Genomic DNA, 16066 nt, shown 5'->3' with positions numbered 1-16066 from the left:
TCGCTGCTATAGCGCGCGCCATGTGGGATATGCGCTTCGATGTGATCGTGGTGGGCGGAGGCCATGCGGGCTGCGAGGCGGCTGCAGCGGCAGCGCGCTGTGGCGCGCAAACGCTGCTGCTGACGCATGATCCCGCCAAGCTTGGCGAGATGTCGTGCAACCCGGCGATCGGCGGCGTCGGCAAGGGGCATCTGGTGCGCGAGGTGGATGCGCTGGATGGGCTCATGGGCCGCGCGGCGGATGCGGCGGGCATCCATTTCAAGCTGCTGAACCGCAGCAAGGGCCCCGCCGTGCGCGGCCCCCGCGCGCAGGCCGACCGGCGGCTCTACCGGGAGGCCGTGCAGGCGCTGCTGGCTGAGACCGCGAACCTGACCATCCTGGGCGAGCCGGCTGAGGATCTGGTGATCGAGGACGGCCGCCTGCAGGGCGTGGTGACCGGCACGGGCCGGCGCATCGCCTGTGGCGCGCTGGTCATCACCACAGGCACCTTCCTGCGCGGCGTGATCCATATCGGCGAGCAGCGCATCCCGGCCGGGCGCGTCGGCGAAGCGCCGTCGGTCGGCCTGGCTTTGGCACTGGAACGCCTCGGCCTGCCGCTCGCGCGGCTGAAGACCGGCACGCCGCCGCGCCTGGATGGGCGCACGATCGACTGGGCCAACCTGGAGATGCAGCCGGGCGATGCGGAACCTGAGCCGCTCTCCTGGCTGACGGAGGCCATCACCAACCGCCAGGTGGAATGCGGCATCACCCACACCACGGCCCGCACGCATGAGATCATCCGCGGCAGCCTGCACCTCTCGGCCGTCTATGGCGGGCGGATCGAGGGTGTCGGCCCACGCTACTGCCCCTCGGTGGAGGACAAGGTGGTGCGCTTCGCCCAGCGCGAGCGGCACCAGATCTTCCTGGAGCCGGAGGGGCTGGATGACCCCACGGTCTATCCCAACGGCATCTCGACCAGCCTGCCCGAGGATGTGCAGCGCGCGATGATTGCGAGCATCCCGGGGCTGGAACGGACGGTGATCCTGCGGCCGGGCTACGCCATCGAATACGACCATGTGGACCCACGCGCGCTGGGCCCGACGCTGGAGTGCAAGGCCCTGCCCGGCCTGTTCCTGGCCGGGCAGATCAACGGCACGACGGGCTATGAGGAAGCCGCCGCGCAAGGCCTGCTGGCCGGGGTGAATGCCGCGCATGTGGCGGCCGGCAGTGCGGCACCCGCCACGCTGACGCGCGCCGAGGCCTATCTCGGCGTGCTGCTGGACGACCTGACCTTGCAGGGCGTGAGCGAGCCCTACCGCATGCTGACCGCGCGCTCCGAGTATCGCCTCAGCCTGCGCGCCGACAATGCCGGGATGCGCCTGACCGAGAAGGGCATCGCCTGGGGCTGCGTCGGCCCGACTCGGGCAGCGCTGCACCGCCGCTTCGCAGCCGACGTCGCCGCCGCCCTGGACCGTGCCCGGGCCGAGGGCGCGACCCCCGCCGCCTATGCCGCCGCCGGCGTCGCGGTGAACCAGGATGGCCGCTGGCGTAGCGCACTCGACACACTCGCCCTGCCCGCCATGTCGGCCGAGGCGGCGGAGCGTCTCTTCCCCTGGCTGCGCGACCTGCCCCGCCGTGTCCGCGCCTATGTCGAGGCGGAAGCGCTCTACGGCCCCTATCTGGCCCGTCAGGCCGGCGAGCGGGCCCTGCTGGAGCGCGAGGAGGCGCTGGCCATCCCGCCCGAGGTGAACTTCGCCGAGATCGCCGGCCTCTCCAACGAGATGAGGGACCGCCTGCAACGCGCGCGCCCCACCACGCTCGGCGGCGCCGGGCGCCTCCCCGGCATCACGCCGGCGGCCATCGCGGCACTGGCCGTCCATCTTCGCCGGGGCGTTTCACGTGAAACAGCCTGACCAGCCTAGCCTCGATGTTCCACGTGAAACAGAGGCGCGACTGCGGGACTACCTGCGCCTGCTGCTCACCTGGAACGCCCGCATCAACCTGATCGCCGCCGTGCCGGAAGAGGAAGCCTGGCAGCGCCACATCCTGGATTGCTGGCAGATGCTGCCGCTGCTGCCACCCGGCCCGCTGGCCGATATCGGCTCCGGCGGCGGGCTCCCGGGCCTCGTCATCGCCATCGGGCGGGAGGAGGAGACGCATCTGGTGGAATCCGACCGGCGCAAATGCGCCTTCCTGATGGAGGTGGCCCGCACGCTCGGCCTCCACCATGTCCGCGTCCACCCCATGCGAATCGAGGCCGCCCGCCTGCCGAAGATCGAGGTGCTGACCGCCCGCGCCCTTGCGCCGCTCACGGATCTCCTCGCCCATGCCGCACGAATCCTCGCCCCCAGCGGCACCGCGGTGTTTTTGAAGGGCCGAACGGCCGAGGCGGAGTTGACGGCCGCCGCGCCACATTGGCTTATGCGGACGGAGCGGTTCCCAAGCCGCACCGACGCACAAGCGACCATCCTCCGCCTCAGCGAGATACGCCCTGCCGGTGTCTGACCCCGCCACCTTCCGCATCATGGCCCTCGCCAACCAGAAGGGTGGCGTCGGCAAGACCACCACGGCCGTGAACCTGGCCGCGGCGCTCGCCGCGCGCCAGCGCGTGGTACTGATCGACCTCGACCCCCAGGGCAATGCCTCCACCGGTCTCGGCATCGCCCGCGCGGCCCGTGGGGCCGGCAGCTACGCCATGCTGGTCGAGGGCCGGCCGCTGGCCGAGGTGCTGCGGCCCACCGCCATCCCCAACCTCTCCATCATCCCGGCCGACCCGAACCTGGCCGGCGGCGAGCTGGAGCTGGTGGACCTCGCCCGGCGCGAAACCCGCCTGCGCGAGGCGCTGGAAAAGGGTGCCGCCGCGCTCAAGGGCGTGGAGTGGATCCTGCTCGACTGCCCGCCCTCGCTCGGCCTGCTCACGCTGAACGCGCTCGTCGCCGCCGAATCCGTGATGGTGCCGCTCCAGGCCGAGTTCTACGCGCTCGAAGGCGTCTCCCAGATCATCCAGACGCTCGATCGCGTCCGCGCCGGCTTCAACCCGAAGCTGCGCTTGGACGGCATCGTGCTGACCATGTTCGACCGCCGGAACAACCTCTCCGAGGCCGTGGCCGAGGACGTCCGCGGCTTCTTCAAGTCCCAGGTCTACGACACCGTGATCCCGCGCAACGTCCGCGTCTCCGAGGCGCCGTCGCACGGCCTGCCCGTCACCTTCTATGACCCGCGCTCCCCCGGCGCCGAGGCCTATACTCGCCTCGCCGCCGAATTCCTGCGCCGCCACCGCGCCCGCCTGCGCGAGCTCGCGAAGAATGATCTGGAGCGCTAGACCGTGACTCGCGCTGACGGAAGCGCGGGTCACGGTCTGGCCGTTGCTGAGAGGATGATTCACCGCCTCGGTGATTCCACCTCTGCGGATCATGCTCTAATCCTGATCCATGTTGAGTGTGACCATCCGGCGATGACCACACACCGGATGGCCGAGGAGGCCGCCCCATGACGAAACCCCCCGCCCTCGGCCGCGGTCTCTCCGCCCTTTTGGGCGATGCCGCCGCCGTCAGCCCCGGCGCGCCCGGCCTGCGCACGCTGCAGGTCAGCGCCATGGAGCCCGGCCCCTTCCAGCCGCGCGAGGCGATGGATGAGGCGGCGCTGGCGGAACTCACCGCCTCCATCCGCGAACATGGTGTGCTGCAGCCCATCCTGGTGCGCCCCACCAAGGGCAAGGCCAACCGCTACCAGATCATCGGCGGCGAGCGCCGCTGGCGTGCGGCACAGGCCGCCGGCCTGCATGAGGTTCCGGCCCTGGTGCGCGACTTTTCCGACCGCGAGGCGATGGCCGCCGGCCTGGTCGAGAACCTGCAGCGCCAGGACCTGAATGCCCTGGAAGAGGCGGAAGGCTACGGTCGCCTCACGGAGCAGTTCGGATTGACGCAGGAGGCCCTGGCCCGCGCCGTGGGCAAGAGCCGCCCCCACGTCGCCAACACACTCCGCCTGCTGAACCTGCCCGAACGCGTGCGCGAATTGCTGCGCGAGGGCGCGCTGACCGCCGGCCATGCCCGCGCCCTGCTCACTGCGAAGGATCCCGTGGCCCTCGCTCTCCAGGTGGTGGATCGCGGCCTCAATGTCCGACAGGCCGAGGCGCTGGCGGCGACGAAGAATGTCGGCCCCGCGCCGCGCCAACCCAAATCCGACGCCGAGACCCGCGCGCTGGAGCGGCAGATCACCGCCCATCTCGGCCTCAAGGTCACCATCCGGCACGGCCAGCGCGGCGGGCAGGTGGTGCTGGCCTACAAGGACCTCGACCAGCTCGACGGCCTGGTGCGCCTGCTCACGAAATGATGGCGGCGTGCACCAGGTTGCTGATCGTGTTCATCCGCGGCCCGTGGAATTCCTCGGTCTGACGGGTGTTCGAGAGGAAGGCGAAGGACACGCCGGAGGCCGGATCGCCCCAGCAATAGGAAGACCCCACGCCGCCATGCCCGAAGGTGCCGGGATGCGCGATGTCCCCCAGCCCACGAATGGCGGCCGTCTCGCCCCGCAGATGCGGCCCCAGCCCGCGATGCATCGGCATCCCGTTGTATTCATCCGCCCGGTCGCCCGTGTAGTTGCGGATGGCATAGCCGATCATCCGTGGTGAGATGATGCGCCGCCCCGCCACCGCGCCGCCGTTCAGCAGCGCCTGGTAGAAGGCCGCCATCGCCCGCGCCGTGCCATAGCCGCCGCCGCCCGGAATGCCCGCCGCCCGATGCGCGGCCGTGCCCTCCGGCATCCGCACCGAGCCGTCCACGTCGTGCATGTCCACCGTGCGCGGCTGCACCTCGGGCGGCACGCCGACAAACAGCTCCCCCTCCAGCCCCAGCGGCGCGATGATCCGCCGCCGCAGATAGGCGCGGTGGTCCTCGCCCGTCACAGCTCGGATCACGGCGGCCGCCACCCAATGCGCCGAGGCCGGGTGGTAACGCACGCTGCTGCCAGGCTCCCATTCCAGCGTGAAGCCGCAGACCACCTCCCGCAGCAGGGCCGCATCCTCCCAGGCGGCGGCCGGCACCTCGGCACTCGGGAAGCCCGCCTGGTGGGTCAGCAGCTCGATGAAGGTGATGTTGCCCTTCCCGCCCGCCTCGAAGCCCGGCAGGTGCTGCGCGATGGTGTCGGTCAGCCGCAGTCGGCCATCCTCCGCCAACGCCCAAAGCCCGGCAGCGGTGATGACCTTGGTGTTGGAGTAGAGCAGCCAGAGCGTCGCGTCATTCGCGGCGATATCGCGCCGCGCCGCGCCGAAGCTGCGGAAGAAGCCAAGCTTGCCGTGCCGGGCGATCGCCACCTGCGCGCCGGGGTGGTGCCCCGCCGCGATATCGGCCTCGATCCGCGCGCAGAGCAGGTCGAGCTTCGCGGGGTCCAGGCCCAGCTCCGCGGGGCTGGCGCTGGGCAGCGGGAAGGCGTCGGTCATGATCGTTTCCTCCGAAGATCAGCGCATTACGCCAGAGCCTTCGCGGCTTGCCAAACCAGCCCCGGCTTCGCCTAAACTTCCGCCCAAGGGCGCCCCCGAAACACACAAGGCTCGCCCATCGGAGGAGTATTCATGTCCATCACCCGCCGGGCGGCTTTCGGCCTGCCCTTCGGCCTTCCCATGCTCGCCCAGGCGCAGCCCGCGCCAGCCTTTCCCGACCGCGCCGTGCGCTACATCGTGCCCTTCACCCCCGCTGGCCTCACCGACATCATGGCCCGCCTCGTGGCCCAGAAGCTCTCCGAGATCTGGGGCAAGCCCGTCGTGGTCGAAAACCGGGCCGGCGGCAATGCGCTGATCGGCGCCGATGCCGCGGCGAAATCCCCGCCTGACGGCCACACGCTGCTGGCCATCACCCTCACCCATGCGGTGAATGTCAGCCTCTTCCCCAACGCGCCCTATGACCTGATGCGGGATTTCGTGCCCGTCTCGGTGCTGGGTTCGCTGCCGCTCGTCGTGGTCGTGAACGCCAACAACCCCGCGCGCTCGCTGGCCGATCTCATCGCCCAATCGCGCGCGCGCGTGCTCAATGGCGGCTCCTCCGGCAATGGTTCACCGCCCCATCTGGGGCTGGAACTCTTCCGCCGCGTCTCCGGCGCCGGCGGCAACATCACCCATGTGCCCTATCGCGGCGGGGCGCCCGGCGTGACAGACCTCGTCGCCGGCAATCTCGACTTCATGGTCTCCAACCTGCCCGAATGCCTGGCGCAAATTCAGGCCGGTCGCCTGCGCGGCCTCGCCGTCACCAGTTCCGCGCGCCACCGCCTGGTGCCCGACATCCCGACCGTGATCGAGGCCAATGCGCCCGGCCTGGAGATGACCAACTGGACCGCGATGCTCACCAACACCGCCGTGCCCCGGCCGGTGCTGGCGGAGATCAGCCGCGCCACGCAACTCGCCATCCGCGACGCTGACCTGCGCCGCCGCGGCGAGGAAGGCGGCTTCGACATGCTGGGCTGGGAGCCCGACCGCTCCCGGAGCTTCATGCAGGCCGAGGTGGAACGCTGGGGCCGCCTGGTGCGCGAGGCCGGGATCAGAGCGGATTAGTCTTGGCCGACACGAAGGCTTCGCCTCCGTGTGCCTCAGACGCCGGCGGGCCGCCTCCGCGGCTCTCGGCTTCGCCGCACAGGCGGCGGCGCCCGTTCGGGCGCTCGGGCCTGCGTGCCGCGTCTTCCTGACTTCGGCCTCACTCGTTCAGCCCGCGCCCCGGATAGGGGTGCGTGGCCACCCAGTGCCGCGCGATATCCTCGCGCCGCGCCACCCAGACATCGGGCTGGGCCATCACATGGTCCAGCAGGCGCCGCAGCCCCGCAGCCCGCGCCGGCTGGCCCGTGATGCGCGGATGCAGCCCCACCGACATCATCGCGGGCCTGCCGCGCCGCCCCTCATCCAGCATGGTGTCGAAGGCGTCGCGGATATAGCCGAACCACTGCTCGCCATTGCCGATCGCGCCGAAATACTTCGCGTCATTCGTCGCCATCGAATAGGGCACGATCAGGTGGCCCTGCCCCTCGATCGTCACCCAGAAGGGCAGCTCATCCCCATAATGGTCGCTGTCGTAGAGAAAGCCCCCATGCTCGGCGACCAGCCTTCGCGTGTTCACCGAGGGTCCGTAGCGGCAATACCAGCCGGACGGCTTCTGCCCCGTGGTCCGTTCCAGCGAGGCGACAGCGCGCGCGATATGCTCGCGCTCCTCCGCCTCCTCCAGCTCGAAATGCTTGATCCAGCGCCAGCCGTGCGAGCAGACGTCATTCCCGGAATTTCGGATGGCCTGCGCGATCTCCGGATTGCGCTCCACCGCCAGCGCGCAGGCGAACATGGTCAGCGGCAGCCCACGCTCCGCGAACATCCGCGTGATGCGCCAGAAGCCCACCCGGCTGCCATATTCGAACAGCGTCTCGGCCGCCAGATCGCGCCCTTTGGGGATCTGGTTCCGCCCATGCGCCTCGCTGAGATTCGTCTCCGAAAACCCCTCGCCATCCTGCACCGAAGGCTCGGAGCCCTCCTCCACATTCAGCACGAAGTTCAGCGCCAGCTTCGCGCCATTCGGCCAGCGCGGGTCAGGCGGGTTCGCGCCATAGCCGATGAAATCGCGCCTCGCCTCATACGCCATTCACGCCGCCTCCGCATTGACCGGGTCCAGACTGGCCCATAGCGTCCAGCACGATCAATGCCGGGGGGATACGGGGGACAGATGCTCACGCGGCGCGAATTCGACGCGGCGGCGACAGGCGCGCTGGATGGCCTGCGCGTGGTGGACCTCTCCCGCCTCGTCGCCGGCAACATGCTCACCAAGATGCTGAGCGACCAGGGTGCGGAGGTCATCAAGGTCGAACCCCCCGCCGGCGATTCGCTGCGCGCCTGGAAGGTCGGCGGCGTCGAGACCTCCTGGAAGACCTGGTGCCGCAACAAGCGCAGCATCTGCCTCGACCTCCGCCAGCCCGAGGCCATCGCGGTGGTGAAGCGCCTCACCGAAACCGCCGCCATCTTCGTCGAAAGCTTCCGCCCCGGCGTGCTGGAGGAGATGGGCCTCGCGCCCGAATCCCTGCTCGCCCTCAACCCGCGCCTCGTCATCGTGCGCGTCTCCGGCTGGGGGCAGACCGGCCCCTTCGCGCATAAGCCGGGCTTCGGCACGCTGGTGGAGGGCTATTCCGGCTTCGCCGCCATCAACGGCTATGCGGACCGCCCGCCCGTCCTGCCGCCCATGTTCATGGCCGATGCCTATGCCGGCCTGATGGGCTCGGCCTCCACCCTCATCGCGCTGCGCCATGCGGAGCGCACCGGCCAGGGCCAGGTGGTGGACCTCTCGCTCTTCGAACCGATCTTCTCCGTGCTCGAGCCGCAGATGGCGAATTACCGCATCACCCGGAAGCTCAAGCCGCGCACCGGCAGCCGCAGCACCAACACCGCGCCCCGCAACGCCTACCAGACCAAGGATGGCGGCTGGGTCGGCCTCTCCAGCTCGACGCAGGCCATCTTCGTGAAGCTGATGAAGAGCATCGGCCGCCCCGAGCTGGTGGAGGACCCGCGCTTCCGCACCAACAGCGACCGCATCCGCCACATCGAGGACATCGACGCCGTGGTGCGCGACGCCGTGGCGCAACTGACCATGAAAGAAGCCCTCGCCCAGTTCGACCGCGACGGCGTCACCATCGGCCCCATCATGGACGTGGCCGGCCTGGAGACGGACCATTACGTCGCCGGCCGCGAGGCGCTGATCGAAGTGCCCGATGCCGACATGCCCGGCGGCTGGCTGCCCATGCATGGCGAGGTGCCACGCCTCTCCGGCACACCCGGCATCCTCCGCAACCCGGCGCCAACACTGGGCCAGGACAATGACGCGCTGCTTGGCCCGCTGCTGGGCGCGGAAGAACTCGCACGCCTGCGCGCCGCGCGCATCGTGCTCGACGGGGAGACCAAGTGATGGCCCGCATCTGGCGTTCGATGCTCTATGTGCCCGCGAACGTGCCGCGCTTCGTGGAGAAATCCGCGACGGCGGGCGCGGATGCCATCCTGCTCGACCTCGAGGACAGCGTCCCCCATGAGCGCAAGGCGGAAGCCCGCGCGGCACTCGCCACCGCCATCCCCATCGCGCGCGCCGGCGGCTCCGAGGTGCTGGTGCGTGTGAACCGCCCGCTGCGCCTGGCGGTGGGCGATATCGAGGCCGCCGTCGCCGCCGGCGCCGATGGCATCCTGCTCACCAAGGTGCTGGGCCCCGACCATGTCCAGCTCGCCTGCGAATTGCTCACCGGGCATATGCGCATCATCCCCATGGTTGAGACCGCGGCCGCCCTGCGCTCCCTGCACGAGATCGCCCGCGCCTCGCCCCGCGTCGCCGGCCTGCTGATCGGCGCCGAGGACCTGGCCGCCGAATGCGGCGCCGCCGCGGATGACGAGATCATCGCCATGGCCAAACGCCAGATGGTGCTGGCCGCGGTCGCCGCGGGCGTCGCGCCGCTCGGCACGCTCGGCACCGTCGCCGACTACAAGGATGCCGAGAAGGTGCGCGCCCTCGTCGCCCGCTCCAAGCGCGCCGGCCTGGTGGGGGCCAGCTGCATCCATCCCTCCCTCGTGCCGATCCTGAACGAGGGGTTTTCGCCGAGTGCGGCCGAGCTCGACCTCGCCCGCCGGCAACTCGCGGCCGGCGAGGAAGCGGCGCGCGAGGGCCGTGGCTCCTTCGTGGTGGATGGGCTGATGGTGGACGAGCCCATCCTCATCCGCGCCCGCCGCATCCTGGCCCAGGCGGGCGAAGGGTAGAGTCCGATCGTCTTTGGTGTCTCCACCAAAGGCGTGAATCGGCCTTTCAGCGAGGTGATTCCAACACGGCGGCACTTGCATTAGCCTGCGCCGCATGAGCGTCACCGGCCTTCCCCCCTATGATCCGCAAAACATCTTCGCGCGCATCCTGCGCGGGGAGATTCCCTGCAAGAAGGTGCATGAGGACGAGTTCGCCCTCGCCTTCCACGACATCAACCCGCTGGCGCCCACCCACGTCCTGGTGATCCCCAAGGGCCCCTATGTCAGCGCCGCCGATTTCCACGCGGGTGCGACGACGGAGGAGATCGCGGGCTTCTGGCGCGCGGTCGGCGCGGTCGCGAAGTCGCTCGGCCTGGAACAGCCCGGCCACCGGCTCATCACCAATATGGGCCCGCATTCCGGCCAGGAAGTGCCGCATTTCCACGTGCACGTGCTGGGCGGCCGCCCGCTGGGGCGAATGCTCACGCCCGCGTGACCTGATCCGGGAAGGGGATGGAGCGGGCGATGGGAATCGAACCCACGACATTCAGCTTGGGAAGCTGACGTTCTACCTCTGAACTACGCCCGCGCGCCCGCAGAACCTACAGACAGAGGCGCCCCTTCTCAACCCCCACGCGCCCCGGTCGCCTGCAGGATCGGCACCCAGCGCGCCGTCTCCGCCGCCAGGAAGGACCGCAGCGCCTCCGGCCCCGTCGGCATCATCTGCAAGCCCGCATCCGCGAAGCGCGCCTGCAACTCCGGCCGCGCCAGCGCCACCTGCGCCGCCGCCGCCAGCCGCGCCACCATCGGCGCCGGCAGCCCCGCCGGCCCATACATCCCCTGCCAGGAGGAGCTTTCGAAACCCGGCACCACCTCCGCGATGCTCGGCAGATCCGGCAGCAGCTGCGAGCGGCCCGCCGTCGTCACCGCCAGCCCCACCACCTGCCCGGCGCGGGCCAGCGGCGCCAGCAGCGTCTGGCTGTCAATCATGAAATCCACCCGTCCCGCCGTCAGGTCCGTCACCGCCTGGGGCGTGCCGCGATAGGGCACCACGGTGAAATCCACCCCCGCCAGCTTCTTCAGCAATTCCCCCGCGAGGTGCGAGGCGGCACCCACCCCCGTCGTGCCGAAGGTCGCGGTATCCCGCTTCTCCCGCAGCCAGGCCAGAAAGGCGGGAAGGCTGCGCGCGGGGTTCGAGGGGTGCACCGCCAGCAGGAAGGGCTGCTGCGAGATCAGCGTGATCGGCGTGAAGTCCCGCGCCGGATCGGGCGCGTCATTGTAGAGCGCCGGCATCACCGCATGCGCGGCCCCGCTCACCAGCAGCGTCTGCCCATCCGGCGCCGCGCGCGCCACGTTGCGCGCGCCGATGGTGGCCCCGGCACCCGGCTGGTTCTCGATCACCACCGTCTGCCCCAGCTCCGCCCCCATCGGCTCGGCCAGCAGCCGCGCCGCCACATCGATGATCCCGCCCGCGCCGAAGGGCACGATGACGCGGATGGAGCGCGGCGCTTGGGTCTGCGCAAGTGCCGGCGAGGCCAGGACAGAGAAGGCAAGAAGTGAACGGCGGCGCATGGCGGTCTCCCGGATGTTCCGCCATCGTGGCGAAGAACGCCCCGCCCCGGAAGCCCGATCCATGCGCGCCCTCCTCCTGCTGCTGCTCCTGCTGGCGCCCCTCGCCGCCCGCGCCGAGGCCACCCGTGCCACGCGCCAGATGGTCGCCACCGCCAACCCCATGGCCTCCGCCGCCGGGCTCGAGATGCTGCGCGCGGGCGGCAGCGCCATGGACGCCGCCATCGCCGCCCAGGCCGTGCTGAGCCTGGTGGAGCCGCACGCCTCCGGCCTCTTTTCCGGCGGCCTCCTCCTCGCCTGGGACCCCGCCGCCCGCCGCACCTGGCACTGGGATGGCGTGGCCGAGGCCCCCGCCGCCGCCACGCCTTCGCTGACGCAGGACACGGATGGCACCCGCCTGCCCCCCAGCGTCGCCCGCAGCGGCCGCGCCGTCGCCATCCCCGGCAGCATCGCGGCGCTGGAGGCCGGGCACGCCGCGCTCGGCCGCCTGCCCTGGGCCAGCCTCTTCGCCCCCGCCATCCGGCTCGCCGAGCAAGGCTTCCCCCTCCCGCCCTATCTCCACGCCGTGCTCACCGCCCGCGCACCCGCACTGCGCCAGAACCCGGATTTCCGCGCCCTCTTCTACGCCGAGGACGGCACGCCCCACCCCGCCGGCCATACCCTCCGCAACCCCGCCCAGGCCGAGGCGCTGCGCCTCATCGCCGCGCACGGCGCCGCCGCCCTGCGCGAAGGCCCGCTGGCCGAGGCCTTCCTCGCCGCCAGCCGCAACAGCCCCATCCCCGGCCTGATCACGCCGGAGGACCTCCGCGCCTATCGCGCCCTCCCGCGCGAGGCGCTCTGCGGCCAGGCCTTTGGCCACCGCATCTGCACCGCCGCCGCCCCCTCCTCCGGCGGCGTCTCCGTGCTGCAGCAGCTCGGCCTGCTGGAGCGCACGGGCTTCGCCCAAACCACCCCCGGCAGCGCCGAGGCCGCGCATCTCCTCATCGAGGCCGGCCGCCTCGCCCGTGCCGACCGCCTGCGCTGGGTGGGCGATCCGCGCTTCGTCACCGTGCCGGAGGATGCGATGGTCGCGCGCCGCTACCTCGACGCCCGCGCCGAGCTCATCAGCCCGACCCAGGCCCGGTCGGAGGTCACCCCCGGCACGCCCGAGAACGCGCCGATGACGAGCCACATCTCCGTGATGGACGCGATGGGCGGCGCCGTCGCCTTCACCACCACCAACAACCTCAATTTCGGCGCCGACCTGATGGCCATGGGCGTGGCGCTGAACAACGGCAACACCAACTTCGCCGTGAACCCGCAATCCAACTCGCCCAACCGCATGCAGGGCGGCAAGCGCCCGGCCACCACCATGGCCCCCAGCCTGGTCTTCGACGCGACGGGCCAGCCCGTGATCGTGATCGGCGCCGGCGGCGGCTCCTGGATCCCGGACGCGGTGGCCGGCGGTCTGGCCGAGATCCTGGGCTGGAACCGCGACGCCTGGGCCGCCACCGCCCGCCCGCGCCTCGGCGCGCAATCCGGCGTGGTGGAGCTGGAACAGGGCACGCCGGCCGCCGCCCTGGCCCCCGCGCTCACCGCCATGGGCCATGCGCCGCGCGTGGTGGTGATCAACACCGGGTTGCAGGTGATCCGCCGCATCCCCGGCGGGCTGGAAGGCGCGGCGGACCCGCGGCGGGATGGCGCCGCGCTGGGCGATTGAGCGCGGTTTTCGGCGACTCACGCGCTTTCGGACAAATCGCGCACCCCACGCAGCGCGCCCCAGCCCAGGCGTGCCATGGGCGTCCGGCCAATGCGGCCGCCCGCGAAACGATGCGCTGATCCGTGCCGATGCACGGCCATGGGAGTCCAGGCGGAGGCTGTAAATTTTAGGACTAAATGCCTCTTTCGTCAAGCTTTTCCCGCCGCATGAGCAGCGAGGGCAGGAGGAAGCGCCCACCGATCCGCGTCTCCTCCCGCCGCAGCGTCACGAAGCCATGCGCCGCGTAGAAACCCTCCGACGGCAGGCTGGCGAGGCACATCATCTCCGCGACCCCCGCCGCCCACGCCTCGGCCAGGCAATGCCGCAGGATCAGCCCCGCGGCCCCCTGGCGCAGATGGTCGGGATGCGTGCCGAAATGCCGCACATGGCCCTGTCCGGGCTGCGCCAGGCCCGTCGCCGGGTCCTCCAGGTTCCAGCCGCCCACGGCCGCCACCACGTCACCCCGCAGCGCCAGAAAATACCGCCCCGAGGCCAGCAACTCCGGCCGCGCCCGGCTCACCAGCGGCAGGACGGCGTCCAGCGCCCCAGGCTCATACGCGCCCTGCCACAGCGTGCCGTAGGAGGCCGCGAGCACGGCCGAGACCCGCGCCGCATCCTCCGGCGTCGCCACCCGCAGCGTCAGCGCCTCAGCCAAGGAACCCATCCAGCGCCGCCAGCACCTCGCCCGGCGCTTCCTCGGCCAGGTAATGCCCGCTGTTCACCGCATGCCCGCTCACCGGCCCATCGGCATAGGCGCGCCAGACTTCCAGCGCGTCATACCATTGCCCGATCTTCCCCTTCGCACCCCAGAGCGCCAGCACCGGGCATGGCACGCGCTCCCCCGCCGCGCGGCTCGCGCGGTCATGCTCCAGGTCAATGCTCGCCGCCGCGCGGTAATCCTCGCAGATCGCCGTCACCGTGCCCGGCAGGCGCAGCGCGGCCAGGTAATCCGCCCGCGCCTCGGGGTGGAAGAAGCTGCGATCCTTCGGCTCGCGCGAGGTGTGGATATCGAACCACGCCTCCACATCCGCGCTGATCAGCGTCTCAGGCCCCGGATGCGGCTGCGCGAACCAGAACCAATGGTAGTAGCCCAGCCCGAACTTCATGTCGGCATGCTCGAAGTGATGCAGCGTCGGCACGATGTCCATCACGCAGAGCTTTTCCACGCAGGCCGCGTGATCCAGCGCCAGCCGATGCGCGAGCCGCGCCCCGCGATCATGGCTGACGATGCTGAAGCGATCGAAGCCCAGGCCCCGCATCAGCCCCACCACATCCTTCGCCATCTCGCGCTTCGAATACGGCATGTGATCAGCCGTCACGCCCGGCTTCGCGGAAAACCCATAACCGCGGATATCGGCCGCGATCACGGTGAAGCGCTCCGCCAGCTCCGGCGCCACGCGGTGCCACATCGCATGTGTCTGCGGGTTGCCGTGCAGCAGCAAGAGCGGCGGGCCCTTGCCGCCACGCCGGAAGCGCACCGCCATCCCATCCACCTCGCGCGTTTCCAGCGTGAAACCCTCGAAGAACATCCCGGCCTCCCATTGACCCTTGCCTGTCGCGGATTAGCCTGCGGCATCTTTCAACAAGCCAGCAACCCAAGGGGAACTTCCATGGCGCTCGACGACGACAAGCTGTTCAAGAAGGGCCTGCCCATCCGCCGCGCCGTGCTCGGCGCCGAATACGTGGATGGCAGCATGGCCAAGGCCGATGAGTTCATGATGTCCTTCCAGCGCGCCACCACCGCCTGGGCCTGGGGCTGGGCCTGGGGCGACCCGACGCTGGACCGCAAGACGCGCTCCATCATCAACCTCGCCATGCTCACCGCGCTGGGCAAGATCCCCGAGGTGAAGCTGCATGTGAAGGGCGCGCTCGCCAACGGCGTGACGGTCGAGGAAATCAAGGCGACGCTGCTGCACGCCACCGCCTATTGCGGCATTCCCGCCGGCCTCGACGCCTTCAAGGCGACGCATGAGGTGCTGCTGGCCGAGGGCGCCATCAAGCCCAAGGAAGCCAAGCCCGCCAAGGCGCCGAAGAAGGCCGCTGCCCCCAAGGCGAAGAAGTAAGCCATGGCGCGCCTCGCCTTCGCCGGCATCGGCAATATGGGTTGGCCCATGGCGGCCAACCTCATCAAGGCCGGCCATGATGTCACCGTCACCGACATCTCGCCCGAGCGCGTGGCGCGCTTCGTCAGCGAGGTGGGCGGCCACGCCGCCGCCTCGCCCGCCGAGGCGGCAAAGGGCGTGGACGCCTTCCTCTGCATCCTGCCCACCAGCAAGGAAGTGGCGATCGTTGCCGACGCCGTGCTGGCTTCGCTCCCCGAGGGCGCGCTCTTCATCGACATGACCTCGGGCAACCCGACCCGCACGCGCGAGATCGCGGCGAAGCTCGCCACGCGCGGCATCCGCATGGTGGATGGCCCCGTCTCCGGCGGCGTGCCCCGCGCCAAGACCGGCGAACTCGCCATCATGCTGGGCGGCGAGACGGCCGATCTCGACGCCGCCGAGCCCATCCTGCGCGCCATGGGTACCTCGCTGCACCGCTGCGGCGGCATCGGCGCCGGCCAGGCCATGAAGGCGCTGAACAACCTGGTCAGCGCCGGCGGCTTCCTCATCGGCATCGAGGCGCTGCTCATCGGCCAGAAGCTCGGCCTCGAACCCGGGCTGATGGTGGATGTGCTGAATTCCTCGACCGGGATGAACAACTCCACCCAGAAGAAGTTCCGCCAATTCGTGCTCTCGCGGCGCTTCGATTCCGGCTTCGGGCTGGACCTGATGGTGAAGGACCTCTCCATCGCCATCGAGGTCGGCAAGGAAGCCGGCGTGCCCACGCCCCTCTCCGCACTGACGCGCGAACTCTGGGCCGCGGCGGCGACGCATCTCGGGCCGGGCGAGGATCACACGGCGGTGGCGAAACTGTCCGAGCGGCTGGCCAATCAGACGCTCACGGGCGGGAACAGCTGAAGCGAGGGGCTCTGCCCCTCGACCCCGGCAGGAAACCAGTTTCCTGCACCTTCATCAGATGGAAGATCCAAGAAACTCAGTTTCTTGGTG

The 16066-nt window shown here is 70.5% G+C and carries 16 protein-coding genes and 1 tRNA gene; 11 read left to right on the top strand and 6 right to left on the bottom strand.

What is annotated here, in order from left to right:
• The first annotated feature begins 20 nt into the window (after positions 1-20).
• The 4 genes from mnmG to KTR66_RS14625 all read left to right on the top strand — a co-directional run bounded on the left by mnmG (position 21) and on the right by KTR66_RS14625 (position 4311).
• The gene (gene mnmG / locus KTR66_RS14640; RefSeq protein ID WP_213613650.1) at positions 21-1892 is read left to right on the top strand and encodes a tRNA uridine-5-carboxymethylaminomethyl(34) synthesis enzyme MnmG; all 1872 of its coding nucleotides are present in this window, start codon (positions 21-23) and stop codon (positions 1890-1892) included.
• Positions 1879-2484, top strand: a complete 606-nt coding sequence (gene rsmG, locus KTR66_RS14635) for a 16S rRNA (guanine(527)-N(7))-methyltransferase RsmG (RefSeq protein ID WP_213613648.1) — start codon at positions 1879-1881, stop codon at positions 2482-2484. Before mnmG ends, rsmG begins: the two co-directional genes overlap by 14 nt.
• A gap of 19 nt (positions 2485-2503) precedes the next feature.
• On the top strand, positions 2504-3301 hold the full coding sequence (locus tag KTR66_RS14630) for a ParA family protein (RefSeq protein ID WP_213613796.1): 798 nt from the start codon (positions 2504-2506) through the stop codon (positions 3299-3301).
• A gap of 167 nt (positions 3302-3468) precedes the next feature.
• Complete coding sequence (locus KTR66_RS14625) at positions 3469-4311, top strand: ParB/RepB/Spo0J family partition protein (RefSeq protein ID WP_213613646.1); 843 nt, start codon at positions 3469-3471, stop codon at positions 4309-4311.
• On the opposite strand, the gene KTR66_RS14620 is transcribed toward KTR66_RS14625, so the two are convergent.
• Positions 4301-5416: a serine hydrolase gene (locus tag KTR66_RS14620; RefSeq protein ID WP_213613644.1), complete on the bottom strand. Its 1116-nt coding sequence runs from the start codon at positions 5414-5416 to the stop codon at positions 4301-4303. The genes KTR66_RS14625 and KTR66_RS14620 overlap by 11 nt on opposite strands.
• A 132-nt stretch (positions 5417-5548) precedes the next feature.
• On the opposite strand from KTR66_RS14620, the gene KTR66_RS14615 reads away from it, so the two are divergent.
• Positions 5549-6520, top strand: coding sequence for a tripartite tricarboxylate transporter substrate binding protein (locus KTR66_RS14615; protein ID WP_213613642.1), 972 nt, complete (start codon positions 5549-5551; stop codon positions 6518-6520).
• Between the two features lie 139 nt (positions 6521-6659).
• Here the strand turns inward: KTR66_RS14615 and KTR66_RS14610 are convergent, their stop codons facing one another.
• Positions 6660-7586, bottom strand: coding sequence for a polysaccharide deacetylase family protein (locus KTR66_RS14610; RefSeq protein WP_213613640.1), 927 nt, complete (start codon positions 7584-7586; stop codon positions 6660-6662).
• A gap of 81 nt (positions 7587-7667) precedes the next feature.
• Here KTR66_RS14610 and KTR66_RS14605 point away from each other — a divergent pair, with 81 nt between their 5' ends.
• The 3 genes from KTR66_RS14605 (at position 7668) to KTR66_RS14595 (ending at position 10205) form a co-directional block, all read left to right on the top strand.
• A complete protein-coding gene (locus tag KTR66_RS14605; protein ID WP_249732138.1) occupies positions 7668-8897 on the top strand; it encodes a CaiB/BaiF CoA-transferase family protein in 1230 nt (409 codons plus the stop codon).
• Positions 8897-9730: a CoA ester lyase gene (locus tag KTR66_RS14600; protein ID WP_213613636.1), complete on the top strand. Its 834-nt coding sequence runs from the start codon at positions 8897-8899 to the stop codon at positions 9728-9730. The genes KTR66_RS14605 and KTR66_RS14600 overlap by 1 nt, the downstream gene beginning before the upstream one ends.
• Positions 9731-9824: 94 nt before the next feature.
• On the top strand, positions 9825-10205 hold the full coding sequence (locus KTR66_RS14595; protein WP_213613633.1) for a histidine triad nucleotide-binding protein: 381 nt from the start codon (positions 9825-9827) through the stop codon (positions 10203-10205).
• Between the two features lie 18 nt (positions 10206-10223).
• Here the strand turns inward: KTR66_RS14595 and KTR66_RS14590 are convergent.
• Both KTR66_RS14590 and KTR66_RS14585 read right to left on the bottom strand, forming a co-directional pair.
• Positions 10224-10298: transfer RNA gene (locus KTR66_RS14590), tRNA-Gly, on the bottom strand.
• Positions 10299-10333: 35 nt separating this feature from the next.
• Positions 10334-11281 (bottom strand): tripartite tricarboxylate transporter substrate binding protein, encoded by a 948-nt coding sequence (locus tag KTR66_RS14585; protein ID WP_213613631.1) that lies wholly within the window; start codon positions 11279-11281, stop codon positions 10334-10336.
• Positions 11282-11342: 61 nt separating this feature from the next.
• On the opposite strand from KTR66_RS14585, the gene KTR66_RS14580 reads away from it, so the two are divergent.
• Entirely contained in the window at positions 11343-12977 is a 1635-nt protein-coding gene (locus tag KTR66_RS14580) for a gamma-glutamyltransferase family protein (RefSeq protein WP_213613629.1), read from the top strand.
• A 172-nt stretch (positions 12978-13149) separates the two neighbouring features.
• Here the strand turns inward: KTR66_RS14580 and KTR66_RS14575 are convergent, their stop codons facing one another.
• Positions 13150-13671 (bottom strand): GNAT family N-acetyltransferase, encoded by a 522-nt coding sequence (locus KTR66_RS14575; RefSeq protein WP_213613627.1) that lies wholly within the window; start codon positions 13669-13671, stop codon positions 13150-13152.
• Positions 13664-14545, bottom strand: a complete 882-nt coding sequence (locus tag KTR66_RS14570) for an alpha/beta fold hydrolase (RefSeq protein WP_213613625.1) — start codon at positions 14543-14545, stop codon at positions 13664-13666. Before KTR66_RS14570 ends, KTR66_RS14575 begins: the two co-directional genes overlap by 8 nt.
• Positions 14546-14626: 81 nt before the next feature.
• Here KTR66_RS14570 and KTR66_RS14565 point away from each other — a divergent pair, with 81 nt between their 5' ends.
• Together KTR66_RS14565 and KTR66_RS14560 are read left to right on the top strand one after the other, a co-directional pair.
• Positions 14627-15079: a carboxymuconolactone decarboxylase family protein gene (locus KTR66_RS14565; protein ID WP_213613623.1), complete on the top strand. Its 453-nt coding sequence runs from the start codon at positions 14627-14629 to the stop codon at positions 15077-15079.
• 3 nt (positions 15080-15082) lie between these two features.
• The gene (locus tag KTR66_RS14560; protein WP_213613622.1) at positions 15083-15976 is read left to right on the top strand and encodes an NAD(P)-dependent oxidoreductase; all 894 of its coding nucleotides are present in this window, start codon (positions 15083-15085) and stop codon (positions 15974-15976) included.
• The last annotated feature ends 90 nt before the right edge of the window (positions 15977-16066 follow it).

The organism is Roseococcus sp. SDR (assembly GCF_019083995.1).
Taxonomy (GTDB): domain Bacteria; phylum Pseudomonadota; class Alphaproteobacteria; order Acetobacterales; family Acetobacteraceae; genus Roseococcus.
This window is presented reverse-complemented; position numbering and strand designations above follow the sequence as displayed.